The following is a 17702-nucleotide window of genomic DNA, read 5'->3' as shown; positions in this document are numbered from 1 at the left end:
TTCCAGTCTACGCTTCGGCCTACGCCCCGCTGTGGGTTGGACTGTCCGCTCCGGGCTGAATGGCGGGAGCCGCTTCAAAAGTAGCAGTTTCGATGAGGTATTCGCAGAGTTGAAGCTAAAAGCACTCCCTCCATTCAGCCCTCCGCTTTGTCGGGCTGCAGAGGCGCTTGGACTGGAAATACGCTTCTTCTACGGAGCTATTGTAAAAAACGGAGAGCCGCTTCAAGAAGCGTTCTTCAAATCAAAACAGTTGGAAAGCCAAAAATAATGAACACATCCCGTTGTTGACAAGGATAATGATAATCATTATCATAATCAATGATCGATTGGAAATCATGACCATCATGCAACATCTTTTCTCATTCGAAGTAACAACTAGAAAAGTAAGGGGGAATTTTTTCATGCGTCTTATGAAATTACCAGTAATGCTTGTATTTTTGTCTGCGATGCTGCTACTCGCTGCTTGCGGCAATGCAGGGTCAACTGCACAATCTGGTTCCAACCAAGCTGCTACAGCTCAGCCTGATGCGGCGAAGCCTGCTGAAGAGCAAGTGCGCACAGTGAAGCACATGATGGGAGAGTCGACTATCAAAGGCACTCCTAAGCGTATCGTTGCATTGGAATGGAGCTCAGCAGAGCATTTGTTGGCTCTTGGTATTCAGCCTGTAGGGATTGCAGATATTCCAAATATGAAAAAATGGGTCAAACTCCCTGTGGAGATTGCTCCAGAAGTAGTGGATGTAGGGAGTCGTACTTCACCGAACCTGGAATCGATTATGATGTTGAAGCCAGATTTGATTATCGGTATTAAACGAAATGTAGAAGCGAATTACGACGAAATGAGCAAAATTGCCCCAACGATTGCTTTTGATACGAATCCTGCTGAAGGGCAGGGATCACAGTATGATCGAATGATCGAGATCTTCAAGCAAATTGCGGATATCACGGGTAAAAATGCAGAAGCCGAAGCCGCTTTGAAAGACCTCGACAAGACTTATGCGGAAGCAAAAGAAAAGCTGACCAAAGCTGGCGCAGATAAAGTTCCATTCGTCCTCGCGATGGGCTACAGCAGTCAAAATGCGGTAGAATTCCGTTTGTCTACGGATAACTCTACAGCAGCAAGCATCTTGATTAACATTGGTCTGACAAACAAGTATAAGCCTAAGAAATTTGAGCAAACAGGAATGACACTGGCAGATGTGGAGGCACTTCCAGCGTTGCAGGATGCGAATTTCCTCCATATCATTCAAAATGATGACAACGTGATTGAGAATCAATTGAAGAACAACCCTGTTTGGAACGGTCTCACTTTTGTGAAAGAAAATCGCGTCTATGCTCTGGGCGGAGATCTGTGGCCGTATGGTGGTACCATGTCTGCAAAGATTCTCGCGAATAAAGCTGTAGATCTGTTGGCAAAATAATGAGTTTAGCCAAACTTAAAATGTTTACACGAACTGACATCACTCCAGCCACTTCCTCACAAAGAGGGGGCTGGAGATTGTTCTTGATGTTAGGGGGTGGACTTGTCGCTCTGTTAGTGCTTACATTTGTCAGTTTGACACAGGGGATGGCAGACATTTCTCTGCGTTCTGTCGTACAGGCCATTATTGCTCCGCAAGACATTTCTGATCACCATATGATACAAGGTGTCAGGCTTCCAAGAACGGTCATGGGGCTTTTGTCTGGTGCAGCATTGGCTATTGCCGGGGCATTGATGCAGACGGTGACACGAAACCCGCTCGCTTCGGAAACGACATTGGGGGTAAATGCGGGTGCTTACTTCTTCGTGGTGTTCGGGATGGTTTTTTGGCCATCATTCTTGCATGAACACCCGCTTCCGTTTGCGATGGCGGGAGGAATACTTGCAGCCGTTACCGTATACTTCATGTCTGGCGGGCGCAAAGGTACGCCAGTGCGTGTGGCATTGTCCGGGATGATTGTCACCTTGGTGTACTCCTCCTTGACGAGTGCCATCATCTTGTTTAATGAAGAAACGACAAATGGCATTTTTCTCTGGGGCTCAGGCTCCTTGAAGCAAAATGACTGGTCGGGTGTAGAATTCAGTTGGCCTTTGATTGTAGCTGGGATTTTGGTCAGCTTTTTCATGGCCAGACAGCTCGATGTACTTAGCCTTAATGAAGAAACGGCGAAATCATTGGGGCAAAAGGTGGCAAAAACACGGCTTTTCACCATGTTTATTGCGATCTTGGTTACGTGCGTTAGTGTCAGTGTGGTCGGGCCTATCGGTTTCATCGGACTCGTGGCTCCGCATCTGGTGCGATTGTCCGGTATCACGCAGCATAGATGGCTGCTGCCACTATGTGCCATCTGGGGGGCAGCGCTGCTTGTCGCTTCCGATACGATTGCACGTATGTTTATCAATCATTATGGTGAACTCCCGGCAGGAGCCATCACGGCAGCTATTGGCGGACCATGGCTGATCTGGCTGGCTTTGCGTGTCTCGCGCAGTATGAGTGCTGGAACGGGGGGCTCGATGAGCGTCGGCGGAGCACAACGCAAAGTTTCGTATCCGCTGATTGTGTGCACGCTTGCTGTGCTGCTCGTGGTCGCTTGGATGCTCAGCCTGTCTAGCGGAAACATGTACTTGCCGTGGACCGAGATCATCGCCATTTTCATGGGACAAGGAAATGAGATGTACAGTCAATTGGTGTTTGAGCTTCGGATGCCGCGACTGTTGACAGCGATGTTGGCCGGTGTGGCACTCGCGATCAGCGGAAGTCTCATGCAGAGTGCAGTACGTAATCCGCTGGCAGATCCGCAGATTGTCGGTGTCACAAGCGGTGCGGGTGTAGGGGCGATTATCGTGCTCCTCGTGTTTCCCCAACTCTCGGCTTGGATGCCGCTTGGGGCTGTTGCAGGCGGAATCATCTCTGCTGCGATTGTATACGCGGTCTCTTGGAGAAGGGGACTCAACCCAATCATCTTGACGCTAGTAGGTATTGCGGTTTCTGCCGCAGGTGCCGCCTTTATCAATATCTTGATCGTGCATTCAATGATCCTGGCAGCCCCTGCACTCACTTGGCTGGCAGGAAGTACATACGGGCGGGGATGGATGGAAGTAGGCCGACTTTTGCCAACGATCCTCGTCCTAGCACCGATCGCGTGGTGGTTAGGACGTCGGGTGGACCTCTTGTCATTTAACGACGAGAGCTCGACGGGATTGGGGTTAAAGGTGCGGATGACGAGGTTGTCTGTGGCAGTCATTGCCGTGCTGCTCGCTTCAGCAGCAGTTGCCAGTGTGGGAGCCGTAGGTTTTATCGGTCTTCTCGCTCCGCATGCGGCACGTATGCTGGTTGGACCTCATCATCGCCGTGCGGTCGTCGTCTCAGCCATGCTTGGAGCTGTATTGCTGGCTGCTTCTGATTTGCTGGGGAGGATCGTCATGATCCCGAAAGATATTCCGGCGGGGGTCGTGGTGGCGTTGCTAGGCGCGCCATATCTGTTCTTGCTGATGTTCCGTTCGACTCGTTCCTCACAATAGACAGGCAGGTACTTGCCAAATAGAAAGATCTCCAACATGATGAAAGTAGAACAGGCTGATTCTGGCAATCAGCTTGTCTACTTTTTTCTTGTTATTTCCGGTGATAGAAGGATGTGAATCTGTTGACGATTAATCAAGATTATCCTGGCTTTTTGATGACCGCCTTTCGCAAACAGCGATTGAAAAATTTTCACCTGCGTCAGGTGGAGGTAAACACCCATGTTCTTTGCTATGTGGTAGAAGGAAGTGCAGAGATTACGGTTGATGGTCAAAAGCAGGTGCTCGACGCTGGAAAGCTCTTGTTGTTGCGCCCGACGACGAAGATAGAAGAATTGCGGTTCCAATCAGGGCCGTTGCACATATACAGGCTGCATTACGTGGAAGCGAGACGCGATCAGTACGAGAGCGCTCCCGAGAGGAAAGAAGTCAAGGTGTTGGCCGTCTCTACTCCCGCCTCATTTCTGATGGTATTGGATGAGCTCTCGCAATTGACACGGAAGCGGGACTACTCTTCTTTTTTGCGGAGCCAAGCATTGTTCTACGAGCTGCTTGGTGTTGTTCATGATGAACAGAAAAAGAAAGAAGAAAAGGGTATTGGAGCGATTGAGGAGACGATCGCCTACATGCAAAAGCACTACCGCGAGCCACTGGAATTGGGGAGCTTGCCCAAACTGGCGGGGTTGACTCCCAGCTCATATTGCCGTGCTTTCAAACGTGTGACGGGAATGACACCTGGGGAGTATTTGACTGGGTTGCGGATGGAGCAGGCCAAGGAGCTGCTTGCCCATTCTGGAGGAAGTGTGAAGGATGTGGCTCGTAACGTAGGTTATACCGATGAGCTGTATTTTAGTAGACTCTTCAAAAAACGAGAAGGATTGTCGCCGCAAATTTATATGAAGCAAAGTGATCAACGAGTAGTCGTGGTCAGCAAACTATTTTTGCAGGATCATTTTCTTGCGATGGGAATTCAGCCGATTGCTGCCCCCTCCTTCCCGAATTACTTTGAAACAAGGACGGGCTTTCCTTCTTATTTGCAGCAAAAGCTGCGCGGGACAAAAGCACTGAATGCAGAGCAATTGATCGATCCGAAAGAGATTTTGTCTTTGTCGCCTGATGTGATCGTCAGGATGAATTTTTTCCACAATCGGGAGGCAGGAGACTGGGAGAAAATAAAAGGAACGGTCTCCTTTGACGGCTATCCGAACTGGATTGACTACCAAACCAAATTGGCGACGCTCTTTAAGAAAGAGAGTCAGGCAGAGAAAATCATCAAGCACATCGACAAAGTAGAAAAACAAGCAAGAGATGCACTGTTGCCGGTTACACGCGCGGGTGAATGGACGATGATTCGCGTCCTTGCGGATGAGGTGCGCCTGTATGGTGTAAAGGGACACGCCCTCGCTGACTTGTTTTATCACAAGCTTGGATTTGCGCCTGACCCGAATGTGACTCACGCGGCCTATCAACCAAATGCCCTCAACGATCTGATCAAATTGAACCCGGAGCGAATCCTCGTGTTCTGGAGTGAGCGGGAGCATGTGGCAGCACTGTGGAACAACCCGCTGTGGAGAGACTTGCGTGCAGTGCGGGAAAACAAAGTGTACCATCCCGCCAATCACGAATGGGACCCATGGGGACCGATTGGCAGAGAGTATACGATTCAAAGGAGCACAGCGTATTTTCTCCAGGTCGCACAGGGGTAATCTGGTCCATGGCAATTAGACAATCACGTCCATAGAAAAGTAAGAGGAGTCTCTATATACTATCAATTGATAATTGTTATCACTAAGTTGATAAGCAGAAGTGGGGGCATTCTCGATATGAAAAGTAAGACCAGTTTACGTACCATGCGCCACATCATGACCAGCTTCTTCGCGCTGTGCTTGCTGGTTGTCCTTGCCGGTTGCGGAGGCAATGCCAACCAAGCTCAACAAGCGCCAGCCGCATCGGGAACGACGACTGAGGCTACTCCAGCACCAGCACAAGCCGATTCCAATGAAGTGCGTGAAGTGAAACACGCGATGGGTACCACCCCGATTAAGGGAACACCAGAACGCGTGGTTATTTTAACAAATGAAGGTACGGAAGCTTTGCTAGCACTTGGCGTCAAGCCAATCGCTGCTGTACAGTCCTGGGATGAAGATCCATGGTATCCTCACATCAAGGATGAGATGACAGGCGTAGAAGTGTTGGGCTTCGAAGACCAGCCGAATCTCGAAGCGATTGTAAGCCTGAGCCCTGATTTGATTATCGGAAACAAAGTACGTCATGAAAAGATTTACGATCAACTGTCCAAAATCGCTCCAACCGTATTCTCTGAAGAGCTGTCCGGAAGATGGAAAAGCAACTTCACGCTCTATGCAGAAGCACTGAACAAGAAGGCGGAAGGCGAGCAAGTCCTGAAAGAATTCGACGACCGTGTAGCTGCTGCGAAAGCAAAGCTGGGTCCTAAAGCTTCTACGAAAGTATCCGTAGCGAAATTCTCCAAAAAAGGCGTACAAATCTATCAAAAAGATACCTTTAGCGGTGTGCTGCTCGATCAGCTTGGACTCGCACGTCCAGCTTCCCAGGACGTAAACAACTTTGCAGAAATGATCAGTGAAGAAGGCATGTCCGCTATGGACGGCGACATCCTGTTCTACTGGGTAACGGAGCCAACGAAAGAATCCGCAGACATTGCGAACAACGCGAAAAAATGGATGGAAAGCCCAGTCTTTAAATCTCTGAATGTGGCGAAGACCAATCAAGTTTACCAAGTAGACGAAACGGTTTGGAACAAAGCAGGCGGAATCAAGGCAGCGAATTTGCTGCTCGAAGATATCATGAAGCGCCTCGATGTGAAGTAAGAAGAATAAAGAATCAAAGCCAAAGACCTCATCCGAAGTATGGATGGGGTCTTTTTACTAAACCTAAATTTTCCATTCGTTTGTTCAACCATGACATTTGTCATGTCCTCGACTTGACGTTTATGACTACAGCGGACAGATTCTATTTTCTACAATAAGGGTAGAATAAGGCGTACGGCGCATTCCATGTCTCTATGCGCTCTGAACGAGGAGGAAACAATTGATGCATCAAGCCAATATTGCCGAGTTGAAAAAGAATGTTGCCCCCTTTGAAAAAGCAGACATGAAAAAAAGTATCCGACAGCTAATCAATACACTAGTTCCGCTGATTCTACTCTGGTACGGTGCTTATCTCAGTCTGTCTGTGTCCTATTGGCTCACGCTGCCTATCGTCATTGTTGCAGGAGGCTTCGTCATCCGTACCTTCATCATTTGCCACGATTGCTGCCACCAATCCTTTTTCAAAAATCGTCTGGCGAATGACATCGTGGGGACGATTACCGGTGTGATTACCCTCATCCCGTATGAACAGTGGAAAAATAGTCACAATATTCACCATGCAACGAGCAGCAACCTCGACAAACGAGGCGTAGGCGATCTGTGGATGTTGACTGTTAATGAATATCTCGAAGCTCCAACCTGGCGTAAAATTGCTTATCGGTTGTATCGTAATCCGATCGTTATGTTTGGTTTGGGTCCTATTTTTGTCTTTTTGCTTCAATATCGTTTTAATGTAAAGCGAGCTCGCCGCAAAGAGCGGATGAATACGTATTTGACGAATGTGCTGCTGGTCGGTCTTTATGCGCTCTTAATCTGGGCGGTTGGCTGGCAAGCATTCCTGCTGATTCAAGGTCCGATCTTTTTTGTCTCAGGATTGTTTGGGATTTGGCTGTTTTATGTGCAGCATACGTATGAGGATTCGTACTTTGAGAACGAAGAAGACTGGAGCTACGTGAAAGCAGCAGTAGAAGGAAGCTCTTACTACAAGCTGCCGAAGGTGCTGCAATGGATCACAGGCAATATTGGTTTTCACCACGTCCATCACTTAAGCCCACGTGTACCGAATTACAACCTGGAAAAAGCACATAACGAGACACCGCCGCTTCAGAAGGCGACAACGATCACACTGGCGGCCAGTGTGCAGTGCCTGCGTTTTCATTTATGGGATGAGAGCAACAAGCGTTTTGTGAGCTTCAAAGGCATCAAGCGAATGGCTGCTGCTCGATCCGAAGCGATCATGGATGCACTCCAAGGCTCCCAAACGAGTTTGGAAGGAAAATAAGCCTGCCATAAACCTTTGAATTCCGATACACTTGAGAGAGTGGCGAAGAAAAGGTGGGCAAGCATGCAGAAGCAGAAGTGGTATCACATTCTACAAAAAAATACGGGCTTGAGCCCTTATGTGTGGGTTGTCTTCTACATCCTGCCATTCTATTTCATCTTCCGGTCATCCTCGACGTACGAAGCGGTGATCGGAATCATCATGATCATTCTGTTTTTCATTTGCTATGTATTCTCCTTCTTGTCAAAGGGCTGGCTGATTTACTTTTGGACGAGTGTGCAGATTATCATATCCATCGCCATGACCTTGATGTTCGGCTATGTGTATTTCTCGCTCTTCCTGGCGTTTTTTATCGGGAATATCGAGAACAAGATCGGCTTTGTTACGCTGTACACGGTTCATTTGATTAGCACCACCATATCGGTCAACATCGGCTTTTTTACCAAAAACGCGCAATTGATTGGCCAGCTTCCGTTTGTTTTGGTTAGCATGATTGCGGTCATTCTCTTGCCCGTGACCACGTACAACTGGAATAAGCGAGAGAAGTTGCAGGGAGAGCTGGAGCATGCGAACAAGCGAATATCGGAGCTGGTCAAGCTCGAGGAACGCCAACGCATTGCCCGTGACTTGCATGATACGTTGGGGCAGAAGCTCTCCTTGATTGGGTTGAAAAGCGATTTGGCGAACAAGCTGATCAACAAAAATCCTGCTCTTGCGAGAACAGAGCTGGAAGAAATCAGGCAAACGGCGCGAATCGCTTTGAAAGAAGTACGGGAAATGGTCACGCAAATGCGTGGGACGCGGCTAGAAGATGAGATGTTTCGGATCAAGCAAATTTTCAAGGCGGCGGAAATTGAATTCGTGCTGGAAGGCGACACGAACCTGACCAACACTTCGCTGATGACAGAAAACGTGTTGTGCATGTGCCTGAAAGAAGCGGTCAACAATATTGTGAAGCATAGCAATGCCACCGCCTGCTCCATCGTCATCGAACCCACCCGTACTGATCTTGTCGTAAGCGTAACGGACAATGGGATTGGAATGGCAGAGGAATTGGTCTACCGAGGCAACGGTTTGCGCGGGATGAAGGAACGGCTGGAATTTGTCAACGGAAGCATGGAAATCCAGTCCTCAATGTCTGGAACACAGCTAGTGATTCGAGTACCCAACGTCTTCAAACAACCAGAACAGGAGGCGGGAGGATGATTCGCATTGTTATTGCAGAGGATCAGCGGATGCTCTTGGGAGCCCTTGCTTCCCTGCTCGATTTGGAAGAGGATATGAAGGTCGTCGGAAGAGCAAGTAATGGTGAGGATGCGGTCAAGCTCGTGCATCAGCATCAACCCGACATTTGCATCATGGATATCGAAATGCCGGTCAAAAGCGGATTAGATGCTGCCGAGGAATTGAAAGGCAGCGGCTGCAAGGTGATGATTCTCACGACCTTTGCCCGCCCAGGTTACTTCGAACGAGCACTGAAGGCAGGTGCAAACGGCTACTTGCTCAAGGACAGTCCGAGCGAGGAGCTGGCCAGCTCGATTCGCAGCATTATGGCAGGGCGGCGGATCTATGCGCCTGAGCTGGTCGATGAGGCATACGGGCAGGAGAATCCGCTGACGGAGCGGGAAAAGGAAGTCCTGCTTTTGATCGCTGACGGGAAGAACACCAAGGAGATTGCCAGCCAACTGTACATTACGACAGGGACTGTGCGGAATTACATCTCCGTCATTCTCGACAAGCTCGGTGTGAGCAATCGGATCGAGGCGATTATGCATTCCAAGGAAAAAGGCTGGTTTAAGTAGCAGATCTGTTGGAGGAGGCCCTTTCTGTTTTGGCAGGAAGGGTTTCTTTTTTATGGGGTTATGATTGATGATCTGGTATATTTAGTATGATTTCATCCACCATCGTATATGAAATGCTAATCGCATCTTTTTTATCGTTTCCATCGTTATGGCAAAGGGGGGCTTAAAGTGAATCTAGAAACCGATGATCCCAAACAAGTTGTTTTACAGGTTGGAGGGGTATTAAAAAAAATTCGTAAAGAGAAGCATTTGAGCCTTGAAGATTTATCAGAACTATCCGGTGTGAGCAAGCTGACACTTGGAAATATTGAACGTGGAGAAACCAACCCAACAATTGGGGTGTTGTGGAAAATTTCGAAATGCTTATCTATACCACTCTTGGCTTTATTCTCAACGGAAAACAGTGTGAATTTGTCCAGAGCCGGGAAGGGACTCAGAATTGCTGGAGATAATAAAGAGTGGGTCATTGAGCCAATCTTTCAAAACGTAAGTAGTGAAATGGAAACGTATAGAGCTTATTTACAACCGAATAGCTCATACTATCCGGAGAAGCATCACCACAATACAACGGAAATTGCGACAGTCATGTCAGGAACCCTTTCCATTCATGTAAATAATGAGTCATACGTCTTAAATCAGTATGATTCAATTAGTTTTTGTGCAGATGGCACACATTCTTATATAAATCAGTCCGACGAGCTTGTTGTGCTCCATATTATATTGAAATACGGGGTTTAAATATCAATCCCCTGTATGTTCATAGACTGCCACGACTATGACCCTTTATCGACCGAATGGTTGCTAGAGGGTTTTTGTTGTATTATAATATGCGTTATTGATATGAAAGTATATTTTAATATACTTTTCTCTTCGGTTTCGAATGAACTCCTGTATTCAATCTAATAGACAAAGAGGGAAAATGATGAGCACGAGATCAGCCGTTTGGGTGGTTATTGTAGGGATTATATTTATTGCAGCTAATTTACGGGCTCCTTTAACCTCGGTGGGGCCTCTAGTTGGTCTGATTAGGGACGATGTTCATATTTCGAATACGCTGGCAGGTATGATTACCACGTTGCCCCTATTAGCCTTTGCTCTTTTTTCTCCTATTGTTCCTAAATTAGGACGAAAGTTTGGAGTAGAAGTCATTATTCTAATTTCCATCATCCTGCTTACTTTTGGGGTTATTTTGCGTTCTCTCTCAGGAATCGCTACTTTATATATCGGTACTGCTGTTCTTGGGTTGGCAATTTCCGTTTCTAATGTAATGTTGCCTAGTCTTATTAAACGAGAGTTTCCTGAACGAATTGGTTTAATGACTGGTGTATATTCCGTTTCTATGAATTTATTGGGAGCAATTGCATCTGGTATTAGTGTTCCCATTGCAGTTGGATTAGGAGTTGGATGGCAAGGGGCATTGGGTATATGGGGCATTCTTAGTTTGGCATCCGTAATATTTTGGTTACCTCAAATGAAACGCCGCAATAGGGAAACAGCCACGGTTCAAAATCAATCGGCTGATAGCAGTGTTAATTTATGGCGCTCGCCATTAGCGTGGCAAGTAACCTTGTTTATGGGACTCCAATCTACGTTTTTCTATGTACTGATCACATGGCTACCTGAAATCTTAAAACAGCAAGGAACAAGTTCAGATCAATCTGGCTGGTTACTTTCCATTATGCAGTTAGCCTTGCTTCCCTTTACATTTGTCGTTCCGATTATCGCAGGACGTATGTCCAGTCAACGTTCATTAGTTACGATTACGACCATTTTGCTTTTAATGGGAACGCTCGGATTGCTTTACGGAAGCTCGAATTTTATTGTTTGGTGGATCATCATGCTAGGAATTGGTGGAGGTTTTGCATTTAGTTTATCGATGATGTTTTTTGGCTTACGTACAGAGAATGCTCAACAGGCTGCAGAGCTATCCGGTATGGCTCAATCAGTTGGATACCTGCTTGCTGCAATAGGCCCGACCCTGTTCGGATATCTGCATGATGTAACGGATAGCTGGACTGTTCCACTTCTACTTTTGGTTTGTGCGTCAATCTTGCTCTTTGTATTTGGTCTCGGTGCAGCTAGAAATCGTTCTATTGGTTCAAAGGCAACGATTCCACCGAGTACAATACCGCCAAAAGCGATGTAAGCAAACCATCCGTTATCTCTCCAACGAATAAAAACAGTCATTCACCATCCTGCCAGCCATTTCAGTGCTTTCGGGCACGATTTTATCCAGCTTCATTCCAGCTTTCTCTAAAACGCGTCGTGAAGCGTCATGCTCTTCGGAACAAACAGCCGTAAACTTTTTAAATCCAAACGTATCCACAGCGAAATCAAATACGCGTCTGATTGCTTCCGTTGCATAGTCCTTGCCTTTGAATCCGTCCAGTATGATGAAGCCTACTTCCGCAGTGAGATTTCCCCGGTTACGGGTGCAGATGCTAATCAAGCCAACGTCGCTGCTGGAGTCGGTTTCACGTATGATCCAGGTTAGCCAGTGGGTGGATTCGAGGCTCCACGGAGCGAGTTCTTTCTCAAAGTTACGGCGGATATCTTCCTCGCTCATGGTCGCTCCGATATGCTCCATCAGTGTCGGGTTGGAATAGATGGAGCGGATCAGCTCCCAATCTTGTAATGCCACTTTAGTGAGAGTCAGGCGCGCACTGAGAAAGGAGTCTATCACCAAGAGTGGGGGTGTTCATCAAAAAAGGCCGTCGACTTTCTCGACAGCCAAAAGAGTGCCTTGCCTTGTCTTTTTATGTGGGACAAAGCATTCGTTATCGACTATAAATTCTTATAAGCTCATTAATGTCATTTTGTGTAGGACCTGTAATTCTTGTTAGCCAGGAATTATTCATGATCGAGTGATCCGACCTATGATTTAGTCGGAGGACATGTCCAATCTCATGAGTAGCCAAAGCTTCTAAATAAGCAGCGTTTCTGTTGCTCACTCTGTTCCATTGAATGACGGTACCACCGGTAACTCTGGAACCATTCGATTGCCACCAGCCAAATCCATCATACCCCCTCGCATAGCCTTCACCTAAGGTTATGGGAGCATTTTGTGTTGGGGTTAATGAAACAATTCCTGTGTTGTTCCAATTTCGTATGGCATTTTCATAGGCCTGTCTGAGAGCAGGGATATTCGTCGTAATTGTCACCTGATACGAGACTAATACCTTATTTTGATCGGTTGCAGGTGGGTTTCCATTAATAAAAGCAGAGGCAACATAGTGTTTTACGCCGTTTTTCTCGTAGAAAAACCATCTATTATCAGGGGCATTTGTCCAAAAGTCATTGAGCGAGGTACCTCGGGTCCAACCAGAAAATTGTACACGGGTATTTGGTTGAAGCTTGTCGATGATAGTAGCAGAAGTAGTCGGGCCGGTACGGATATTGACAGGGATCGAAGCGGATACACCACTAAAATCCACGCGATATTCGGATTGATCCTGTGCGTATGTCGGCGTTACAAAATATCCATTTACAAGAGTGACAAGAGAAATGGTGAGCAATAAAAGTTTACCCAAAATTCTTTCTAACATCATGAAGCTCCTTTCCAAACAAGAGTTTTCGTGTTTCCATGTACAGTTCTCTGTGGACCTCCTTCTCAATTTTTTGATTACAAAAACAAATTCATTCCTACTAGTCCATCTCTTTTGAGTAGTTTGAAATTGTTTTTCTAATGGTAAAATAAATACCCAATATTTTCAAGATAACTACAAATCATTTACAATATTGTCATTTTTATAGAAAATGATCAGGAAACTTCGGGAGGGGGGTGGAGTCCTGTGCCTGTGGCCAAAAAGAAAAGGAAAAAAGCTGATGTCGATTGAGTTTCGACGTCAGCTTGTGGACGGGATACATGTCATGTACCTAGTAATTGAGGATGCGGTTATCTCATTATTCTGATTAGCCTATAGGCGCTTGATCAGGTTCATTGTTCCCGATGATCTGATAATGATCCAGCCGTCAGGAATAGGCGAGCCTAGCATCACCCATACCTCTTGACCAGAAGAAGCGTTGTTCAAATTTTTAATCAGGTTCATACTCCCAGAGCTTCTGATCACAACCCATCCGTCAGGAATAGGCGAGCCGAGCATTACCCAGACTTCCTGCTCAGAAGAAGCGTTATTCAAATTTTTGATCTGGTTCATATTCCCAGAGCTTCTGATCACAACCCAGCCGTCAGGAATAGGTGAGCCGAGCATTACCCAAACCTCGTAACCAGCAGGAGCATTGTTCAAATCCTTAATCAGGTTCATATTGCCAGAAGATCGGATCACGACCCATCCGGTTGGAATAGGCGAGCCGAGCATTACCCAGACTTCTTGACCAAATGCGGCATTTTTGATTATTGCTTTTGCGGAGACTGGCGCCTTCTCCTGTAGAGGTAGAGCTGCCCCTTGCGCTTGAGCGGCTACACTTGGTACAGCGACAACTGAGCTTAATGTCAGGATGATCAAGGCTTTTTTTAACATGAACATCAACCTTTCTTGACAGTGGTAAATGTAGCGCTGAAACGATCATCGAGTAGATGCCAGATGTTGCGGTACTCTATCAAAGATATAAGGTGGATATCATCGCCTCTCCCTAAAAAAGCTATATATACCATTTTATAGGATGCCTATTCCTTTTGCTTTAGGAGATATTGTCGAATAGTAGACAAAATAAAAAGCACCCATAAAGGATGCTTTCACTTCACGAAAGATTTAACGCGGTCTGGATATTTTGCTGATCCAACTGAATCTGCTCGGTAATATTCCAGGGATGGTACCAGCCTCGCTCAATCATGTACAGGCTGATCTTTTCGTGCAAATCGATTGCTTCTTCCAATTGCTTGGTTAGTATTGCCTTCATTTCTGGGGTGCCTGTTTCCGTCAGTGCCATCGCATAGTTCCGCACACCGCTTTTGGCGGAGATAAGAAAGTCCATGGCGATTACTTGATCCGTCAGGGCACCCATACCAGCTAAGCTTTGAAGAATGCCAGACATTCCATGTTTCCCCCTATGAATTTGCTTTTGATAGTAAAGAGTCCAGCTCCTGAAGCTGTCTGGTCGAGACGAGAACATCATCAGCCAAAAACTGCCTCAACTTCTCGTCTGAAACTAAGGCTTGCATTGTCTTTGACTTGGTCATGCATATGGTTTTAAAAGCAGCGATCTCATGCAGTTCAAGCTGTTCATGCAATCCGTAACCCATCGTAGCAAAATCCTCCCTTCTGTCTTCATCAAGGCTTCAAAATGACTTTTATGCAATTGTCGGTTTTCGTATCGAACACTTCGTATCCGCGCTTAGCTTCACTCAAAGGGATGACATGCGTGATGATGTCGCCTGGATCGACTTTTCCGGTGGTAATGAGCTCATACATATATGGCATGTAGTGGATCACAGGAGCTTGTCCGGAACGTATGTTGACATTGCGTTGCATGATGTCTCCCAGAGGGAAGGCATTATAGCGCCCGCCATAAACACCGGTAATTTGGATCGTACCGCCTTTGCGGACTGCTTGGGTAGCGATGACAATTGCGCCCATAGCGCCTCCTTGCAGCTTCAAGCCACTCGCCAGAAACTCCAGAGCGGACATTTTTCCATCCATGCCAACCGCATCGATGACAACATCAGCACCGCCCTTCGTGATTTCTTTGAGGTAGTTGCCGATATTCTCCTTTTGCTCAAAGTTTACGATTTCAACGTTGTTTGTACGCTTTGCATGTTGCAGGCGGTAATCGATATAATCAACCGCAATCACACGTTTTGCACCCTTTAGCCAACAAAATTTTTGCACTAGAAGACCCACAGGGCCGCAGCCGAGAACGATCACGGTATCTCCGTTCTTAACACCTGCGTTATCTACGCTCCAATAGGCAGTTGGCATGGCATCGGCAATCAAGCAAAGCTTTTCATCTTCTACTTCGCAGTTTTCAGGAAGCTTGAAATGGGTAAAGTTCGCAAAGGGGACCCGCAAATACTCCGCCTGTCCCCCAGGATAACCGCCAGTTGTACCGGAATATCCGAAAAAACCACCCATTTCGCCATTTTCGTTTGAATTGTCACATTGACTTTCTAAATCGTTTTTGCAATAAAAGCATTCGCCACAAGCAATCGTAAATGGAATGATGACACGGTCGCCCTTTTTCAGCTTGGTTACACCGGGGCCTACCTCTTCGACAATGCCCATTGGTTCGTGACCGATAATATAATCCTCTTGCAAATTGGGGATCATGCCATGAATTAGATGCAGATCAGATCCGCATATGGCGGTGCTGGTCAATTTCACGATCATATCATCGGGCTTTTCCATCTTCGGATCGGGGACCTCTTTGACCACTACGTTTTTAATGCCTTGATAGGTAACAGCTTTCATCGATAAGTTCCTCCATCACTGGTGTTCATCTGGTGTCCGATCGAACATGCCTTTTCGCGAGGTATCCTCAGGGAAGAGGTTCATTTGCCCGATTTGGATCGTTTCCAAGGCTGAGAGGTGGTCTAGTTGATATTGTTCATGAAGCTCGTAGGGATGGAACCATTTTTTACTGATCATCAGCTCTGTCATTTCTTGATGGAGAGCGATGGCTTGGTGAAGTTGTTTTCGTAAGACAGCGCGTGCTTCTGGCGTAACCGTTTCAGTCAGGGCGATTGCTGTGTTTCGGACGCCTTCTTTGGTACGAAGGAGGAAGTCTATCGCAAAAGTCATATCTGCCTTCTCCGGCATGTTTAACGCATTGATCGGGTCTTGATAATCGTTGTTCATCGGAATTTCACCTTCAGTTTATGATGGGGGTCGGACGAGTTTGCGGGATCGGTGCCTGAAAGGGGGCGTTCTTGTAAATAGCTTGGAGCTCCGCGATTGCTTGCATGGATTGCTCTACATCTTTTTGCATTAACGCCCGCAAATCCTGATCGAATACAATGCCTTGCATCAGCTTGGATTTGGCGAGGCAGAGTGTTTTGAAGTTAAGTACTTCATGAATATCCAGTGATTCATGGGCAGCCAGTGTATGTTTATTCAACGCGCAACCCTCCTTTTGGGCGTTTTAACAGTTTTATTCTGTCCTTTGTGTTTCTTGGTATTCGAAAGAAGGAGTCTGCCGACAAATTGAATTTTTCGAATAATCTGGACGAAAGGGAGGGGATGTGCTACAAATAAAGCTAAGTTAAATTTATAAAGTCATTGGAGAAATTAATAGAGAGTAGTAGTGAACGAAGGAGAGACGAGCATGACAAAGGATGAATATGCGATTGGGCTGGATCTGGGCGGGACCAAAATCTTGGCTGGTTTGGTTGATCGTGAAGGCAGGATAATCGTACAAAAGCTGCTGCCAACCACCGCGGAAGAAGGGGAAAAGGCAGTGATCGAAAGGGTGCTTTCTGCCATTCACGATGTCCTGTCAGAAAGTGGCATCGATCTCGAAAAAGTAAGCGGTGTAGGCGTTGCTTCAGCTGGTGTGATTAACAGTGAGAGCGGCGAGGTCATTTTTGCGAGCAATCTGGGTTGGCGAAATGTACCGATTGGCAAGTTGATCGGGCAAAGGTTCGGATTGCCTGTTCGACTGTTCAACGACGCGAATGCGGCTGCAATTGCAGAGTGGCTATGGGGTGCAGGTGTCGGTACACGAAATATGATTTACGTTACGGTCAGCACAGGGGTAGGGGCAGGGATCATCAGTGATGGTCGGCTGGTTTCAGGTAGAGATGGGAGCGCGGGAGAATTTGGTCATATCTCGATCGATTGGAACGGACCGTCATGTCGCTGTGGAAATCGCGGATGTCTGGAAAATTACGCTTCCGGTACTGCCATCGAAAACAGTGCCCGTCAAAAGCTGACAACTGCGAAGGAGCCTGTCATCGATCGATTCCTTGTGGAAAATGGCGAGCTGACGGCAAAAGTGATCAGTGAAGCTGCGCTTGCAGGAGATCCATTTTTCGCGCAAATCGTAAAGCAAGCTGGTTTTTTCTTAGGCATAGGAGCAGCCAATCTGATCTATTTGTTTAATCCGGAGGTTATCGTCTTCGGAGGTGGGGTTATGAACGCTTCTACATTATTGCTTCCCGAAATCGAAAAGAGCATGAGGGATAGATGCATAGCTGGATTGGCGGAGAAAGTACGGGTGGTTACGAGTCATAGCGGGATAGAAGCTGGAGTGATGGGAGCGGCAGGGGGAATATTCGAAAATCTTTATTGCAAAAATTAAAACAATTTTGTATCATCTTATTAATTACTCCACTGAAAAAACTAATTAAGAAATGAGAAGCAAGGAGGAAGTAA

18 protein-coding genes are annotated in these 17702 nt (G+C 46.7%); 10 read left to right on the top strand and 8 right to left on the bottom strand.

Going from position 1 to position 17702, the window contains the following annotated elements; genetic code table 11:
- The first annotated feature begins 401 nt into the window (after window positions 1-401).
- From ASG16_RS11925 to ASG16_RS11885, 9 genes are all read left to right on the top strand, one after another.
- Window positions 402-1421, top strand: a complete 1020-nt coding sequence (locus ASG16_RS11925; protein ID WP_056490750.1) for an ABC transporter substrate-binding protein — start codon at window positions 402-404, stop codon at window positions 1419-1421.
- The gene (fhuB, locus tag ASG16_RS11920; RefSeq protein WP_483296475.1) at window positions 1421-3502 is read left to right on the top strand and encodes a Fe(3+)-hydroxamate ABC transporter permease FhuB; all 2082 of its coding nucleotides are present in this window, start codon (window positions 1421-1423) and stop codon (window positions 3500-3502) included. Before ASG16_RS11925 ends, fhuB begins: the two co-directional genes overlap by 1 nt.
- A 122-nt stretch (window positions 3503-3624) precedes the next feature.
- Window positions 3625-5205, top strand: coding sequence for a helix-turn-helix domain-containing protein (locus tag ASG16_RS11915; RefSeq protein WP_241970742.1), 1581 nt, complete (start codon window positions 3625-3627; stop codon window positions 5203-5205).
- Window positions 5206-5322: 117 nt separating this feature from the next.
- The gene (locus tag ASG16_RS11910; RefSeq protein ID WP_056490747.1) at window positions 5323-6348 is read left to right on the top strand and encodes an ABC transporter substrate-binding protein; all 1026 of its coding nucleotides are present in this window, start codon (window positions 5323-5325) and stop codon (window positions 6346-6348) included.
- Window positions 6349-6571: 223 nt separating this feature from the next.
- Window positions 6572-7630: a Delta(5) desaturase DesA gene (desA, locus tag ASG16_RS11905; protein WP_056490744.1), complete on the top strand. Its 1059-nt coding sequence runs from the start codon at window positions 6572-6574 to the stop codon at window positions 7628-7630.
- 63 nt (window positions 7631-7693) lie between these two features.
- A complete protein-coding gene (locus ASG16_RS11900; RefSeq protein ID WP_048031211.1) occupies window positions 7694-8836 on the top strand; it encodes a sensor histidine kinase in 1143 nt (380 codons plus the stop codon).
- Window positions 8833-9432, top strand: coding sequence for a response regulator transcription factor (locus tag ASG16_RS11895; RefSeq protein ID WP_056490739.1), 600 nt, complete (start codon window positions 8833-8835; stop codon window positions 9430-9432). Before ASG16_RS11900 ends, ASG16_RS11895 begins: the two co-directional genes overlap by 4 nt.
- A 168-nt stretch (window positions 9433-9600) precedes the next feature.
- Entirely contained in the window at window positions 9601-10170 is a 570-nt protein-coding gene (locus tag ASG16_RS11890) for a helix-turn-helix domain-containing protein (RefSeq protein WP_056490736.1), read from the top strand.
- 184 nt (window positions 10171-10354) lie between these two features.
- Entirely contained in the window at window positions 10355-11578 is a 1224-nt protein-coding gene (locus ASG16_RS11885) for a CynX/NimT family MFS transporter (protein ID WP_241970741.1), read from the top strand.
- A gap of 12 nt (window positions 11579-11590) precedes the next feature.
- On the opposite strand, the gene ASG16_RS11880 is transcribed toward ASG16_RS11885, so the two are convergent.
- The 8 genes from ASG16_RS11880 to ASG16_RS11845 form a co-directional block, all read right to left on the bottom strand.
- The gene (locus ASG16_RS11880) at window positions 11591-12115 is read right to left on the bottom strand and encodes a GNAT family N-acetyltransferase (protein ID WP_056490830.1); all 525 of its coding nucleotides are present in this window, start codon (window positions 12113-12115) and stop codon (window positions 11591-11593) included.
- Between the two features lie 94 nt (window positions 12116-12209).
- Complete coding sequence (locus ASG16_RS11875) at window positions 12210-12977, bottom strand: matrixin family metalloprotease (RefSeq protein WP_056490730.1); 768 nt, start codon at window positions 12975-12977, stop codon at window positions 12210-12212.
- Between the two features lie 372 nt (window positions 12978-13349).
- On the bottom strand, window positions 13350-13913 hold the full coding sequence (locus ASG16_RS11870) for a hypothetical protein (protein WP_056490726.1): 564 nt from the start codon (window positions 13911-13913) through the stop codon (window positions 13350-13352).
- Between the two features lie 220 nt (window positions 13914-14133).
- Window positions 14134-14427 (bottom strand): spore coat protein, encoded by a 294-nt coding sequence (locus tag ASG16_RS11865; RefSeq protein WP_056490724.1) that lies wholly within the window; start codon window positions 14425-14427, stop codon window positions 14134-14136.
- A gap of 13 nt (window positions 14428-14440) precedes the next feature.
- Window positions 14441-14635 carry a hypothetical protein gene (locus tag ASG16_RS11860; RefSeq protein ID WP_056490720.1) on the bottom strand — a complete coding sequence of 65 codons (195 nt, stop codon included), beginning with the start codon at window positions 14633-14635 and terminating at the stop codon, window positions 14441-14443.
- Window positions 14636-14663: 28 nt separating this feature from the next.
- Window positions 14664-15800: a zinc-dependent alcohol dehydrogenase gene (locus tag ASG16_RS11855; RefSeq protein WP_056490717.1), complete on the bottom strand. Its 1137-nt coding sequence runs from the start codon at window positions 15798-15800 to the stop codon at window positions 14664-14666.
- 15 nt (window positions 15801-15815) lie between these two features.
- Window positions 15816-16187: a spore coat protein gene (locus tag ASG16_RS11850; protein WP_056490715.1), complete on the bottom strand. Its 372-nt coding sequence runs from the start codon at window positions 16185-16187 to the stop codon at window positions 15816-15818.
- Between the two features lie 13 nt (window positions 16188-16200).
- Window positions 16201-16446: a hypothetical protein gene (locus ASG16_RS11845; RefSeq protein ID WP_056490713.1), complete on the bottom strand. Its 246-nt coding sequence runs from the start codon at window positions 16444-16446 to the stop codon at window positions 16201-16203.
- A 207-nt stretch (window positions 16447-16653) separates the two neighbouring features.
- Between ASG16_RS11845 and ASG16_RS11840 the strand changes: the two genes are divergently transcribed.
- Window positions 16654-17628: an ROK family protein gene (locus tag ASG16_RS11840; RefSeq protein ID WP_056490709.1), complete on the top strand. Its 975-nt coding sequence runs from the start codon at window positions 16654-16656 to the stop codon at window positions 17626-17628.
- Window positions 17629-17702: the final 74 nt, after the last annotated feature.

It is taken from the genome of Brevibacillus sp. Leaf182 (assembly GCF_001423865.2).
GTDB lineage: Bacteria > Bacillota > Bacilli > Brevibacillales > Brevibacillaceae > Brevibacillus > Brevibacillus brevis_C.
Note: the sequence above shows the minus strand (reverse complement) of the source record. Positions and strands in the feature narration are given on the sequence as shown.

Coding starts and splice junctions, on each gene's coding strand:
- ASG16_RS11900 (WP_048031211.1), top strand. CDS start 7,694: ATGCAGAAGCAGAAGTGGTATCACATTCTACAAAAAAATACGGGCTTG.
- ASG16_RS11885 (WP_241970741.1), top strand. CDS start 10,355: ATGAGCACGAGATCAGCCGTTTGGGTGGTTATTGTAGGGATTATATTT.
- ASG16_RS11910 (WP_056490747.1), top strand. CDS start 5,323: ATGAAAAGTAAGACCAGTTTACGTACCATGCGCCACATCATGACCAGC.
- ASG16_RS11865 (WP_056490724.1), bottom strand. CDS start 14,427: ATGTCTGGCATTCTTCAAAGCTTAGCTGGTATGGGTGCCCTGACGGAT.
- ASG16_RS11925 (WP_056490750.1), top strand. CDS start 402: ATGCGTCTTATGAAATTACCAGTAATGCTTGTATTTTTGTCTGCGATG.
- desA (WP_056490744.1), top strand. CDS start 6,572: ATGCATCAAGCCAATATTGCCGAGTTGAAAAAGAATGTTGCCCCCTTT.
- ASG16_RS11840 (WP_056490709.1), top strand. CDS start 16,654: ATGACAAAGGATGAATATGCGATTGGGCTGGATCTGGGCGGGACCAAA.
- ASG16_RS11860 (WP_056490720.1), bottom strand. CDS start 14,635: ATGGGTTACGGATTGCATGAACAGCTTGAACTGCATGAGATCGCTGCT.
- ASG16_RS11895 (WP_056490739.1), top strand. CDS start 8,833: ATGATTCGCATTGTTATTGCAGAGGATCAGCGGATGCTCTTGGGAGCC.
- fhuB (WP_483296475.1), top strand. CDS start 1,421: ATGAGTTTAGCCAAACTTAAAATGTTTACACGAACTGACATCACTCCA.
- ASG16_RS11855 (WP_056490717.1), bottom strand. CDS start 15,800: ATGAAAGCTGTTACCTATCAAGGCATTAAAAACGTAGTGGTCAAAGAG.
- ASG16_RS11875 (WP_056490730.1), bottom strand. CDS start 12,977: ATGTTAGAAAGAATTTTGGGTAAACTTTTATTGCTCACCATTTCTCTT.
- ASG16_RS11850 (WP_056490715.1), bottom strand. CDS start 16,187: ATGAACAACGATTATCAAGACCCGATCAATGCGTTAAACATGCCGGAG.
- ASG16_RS11870 (WP_056490726.1), bottom strand. CDS start 13,913: ATGTTAAAAAAAGCCTTGATCATCCTGACATTAAGCTCAGTTGTCGCT.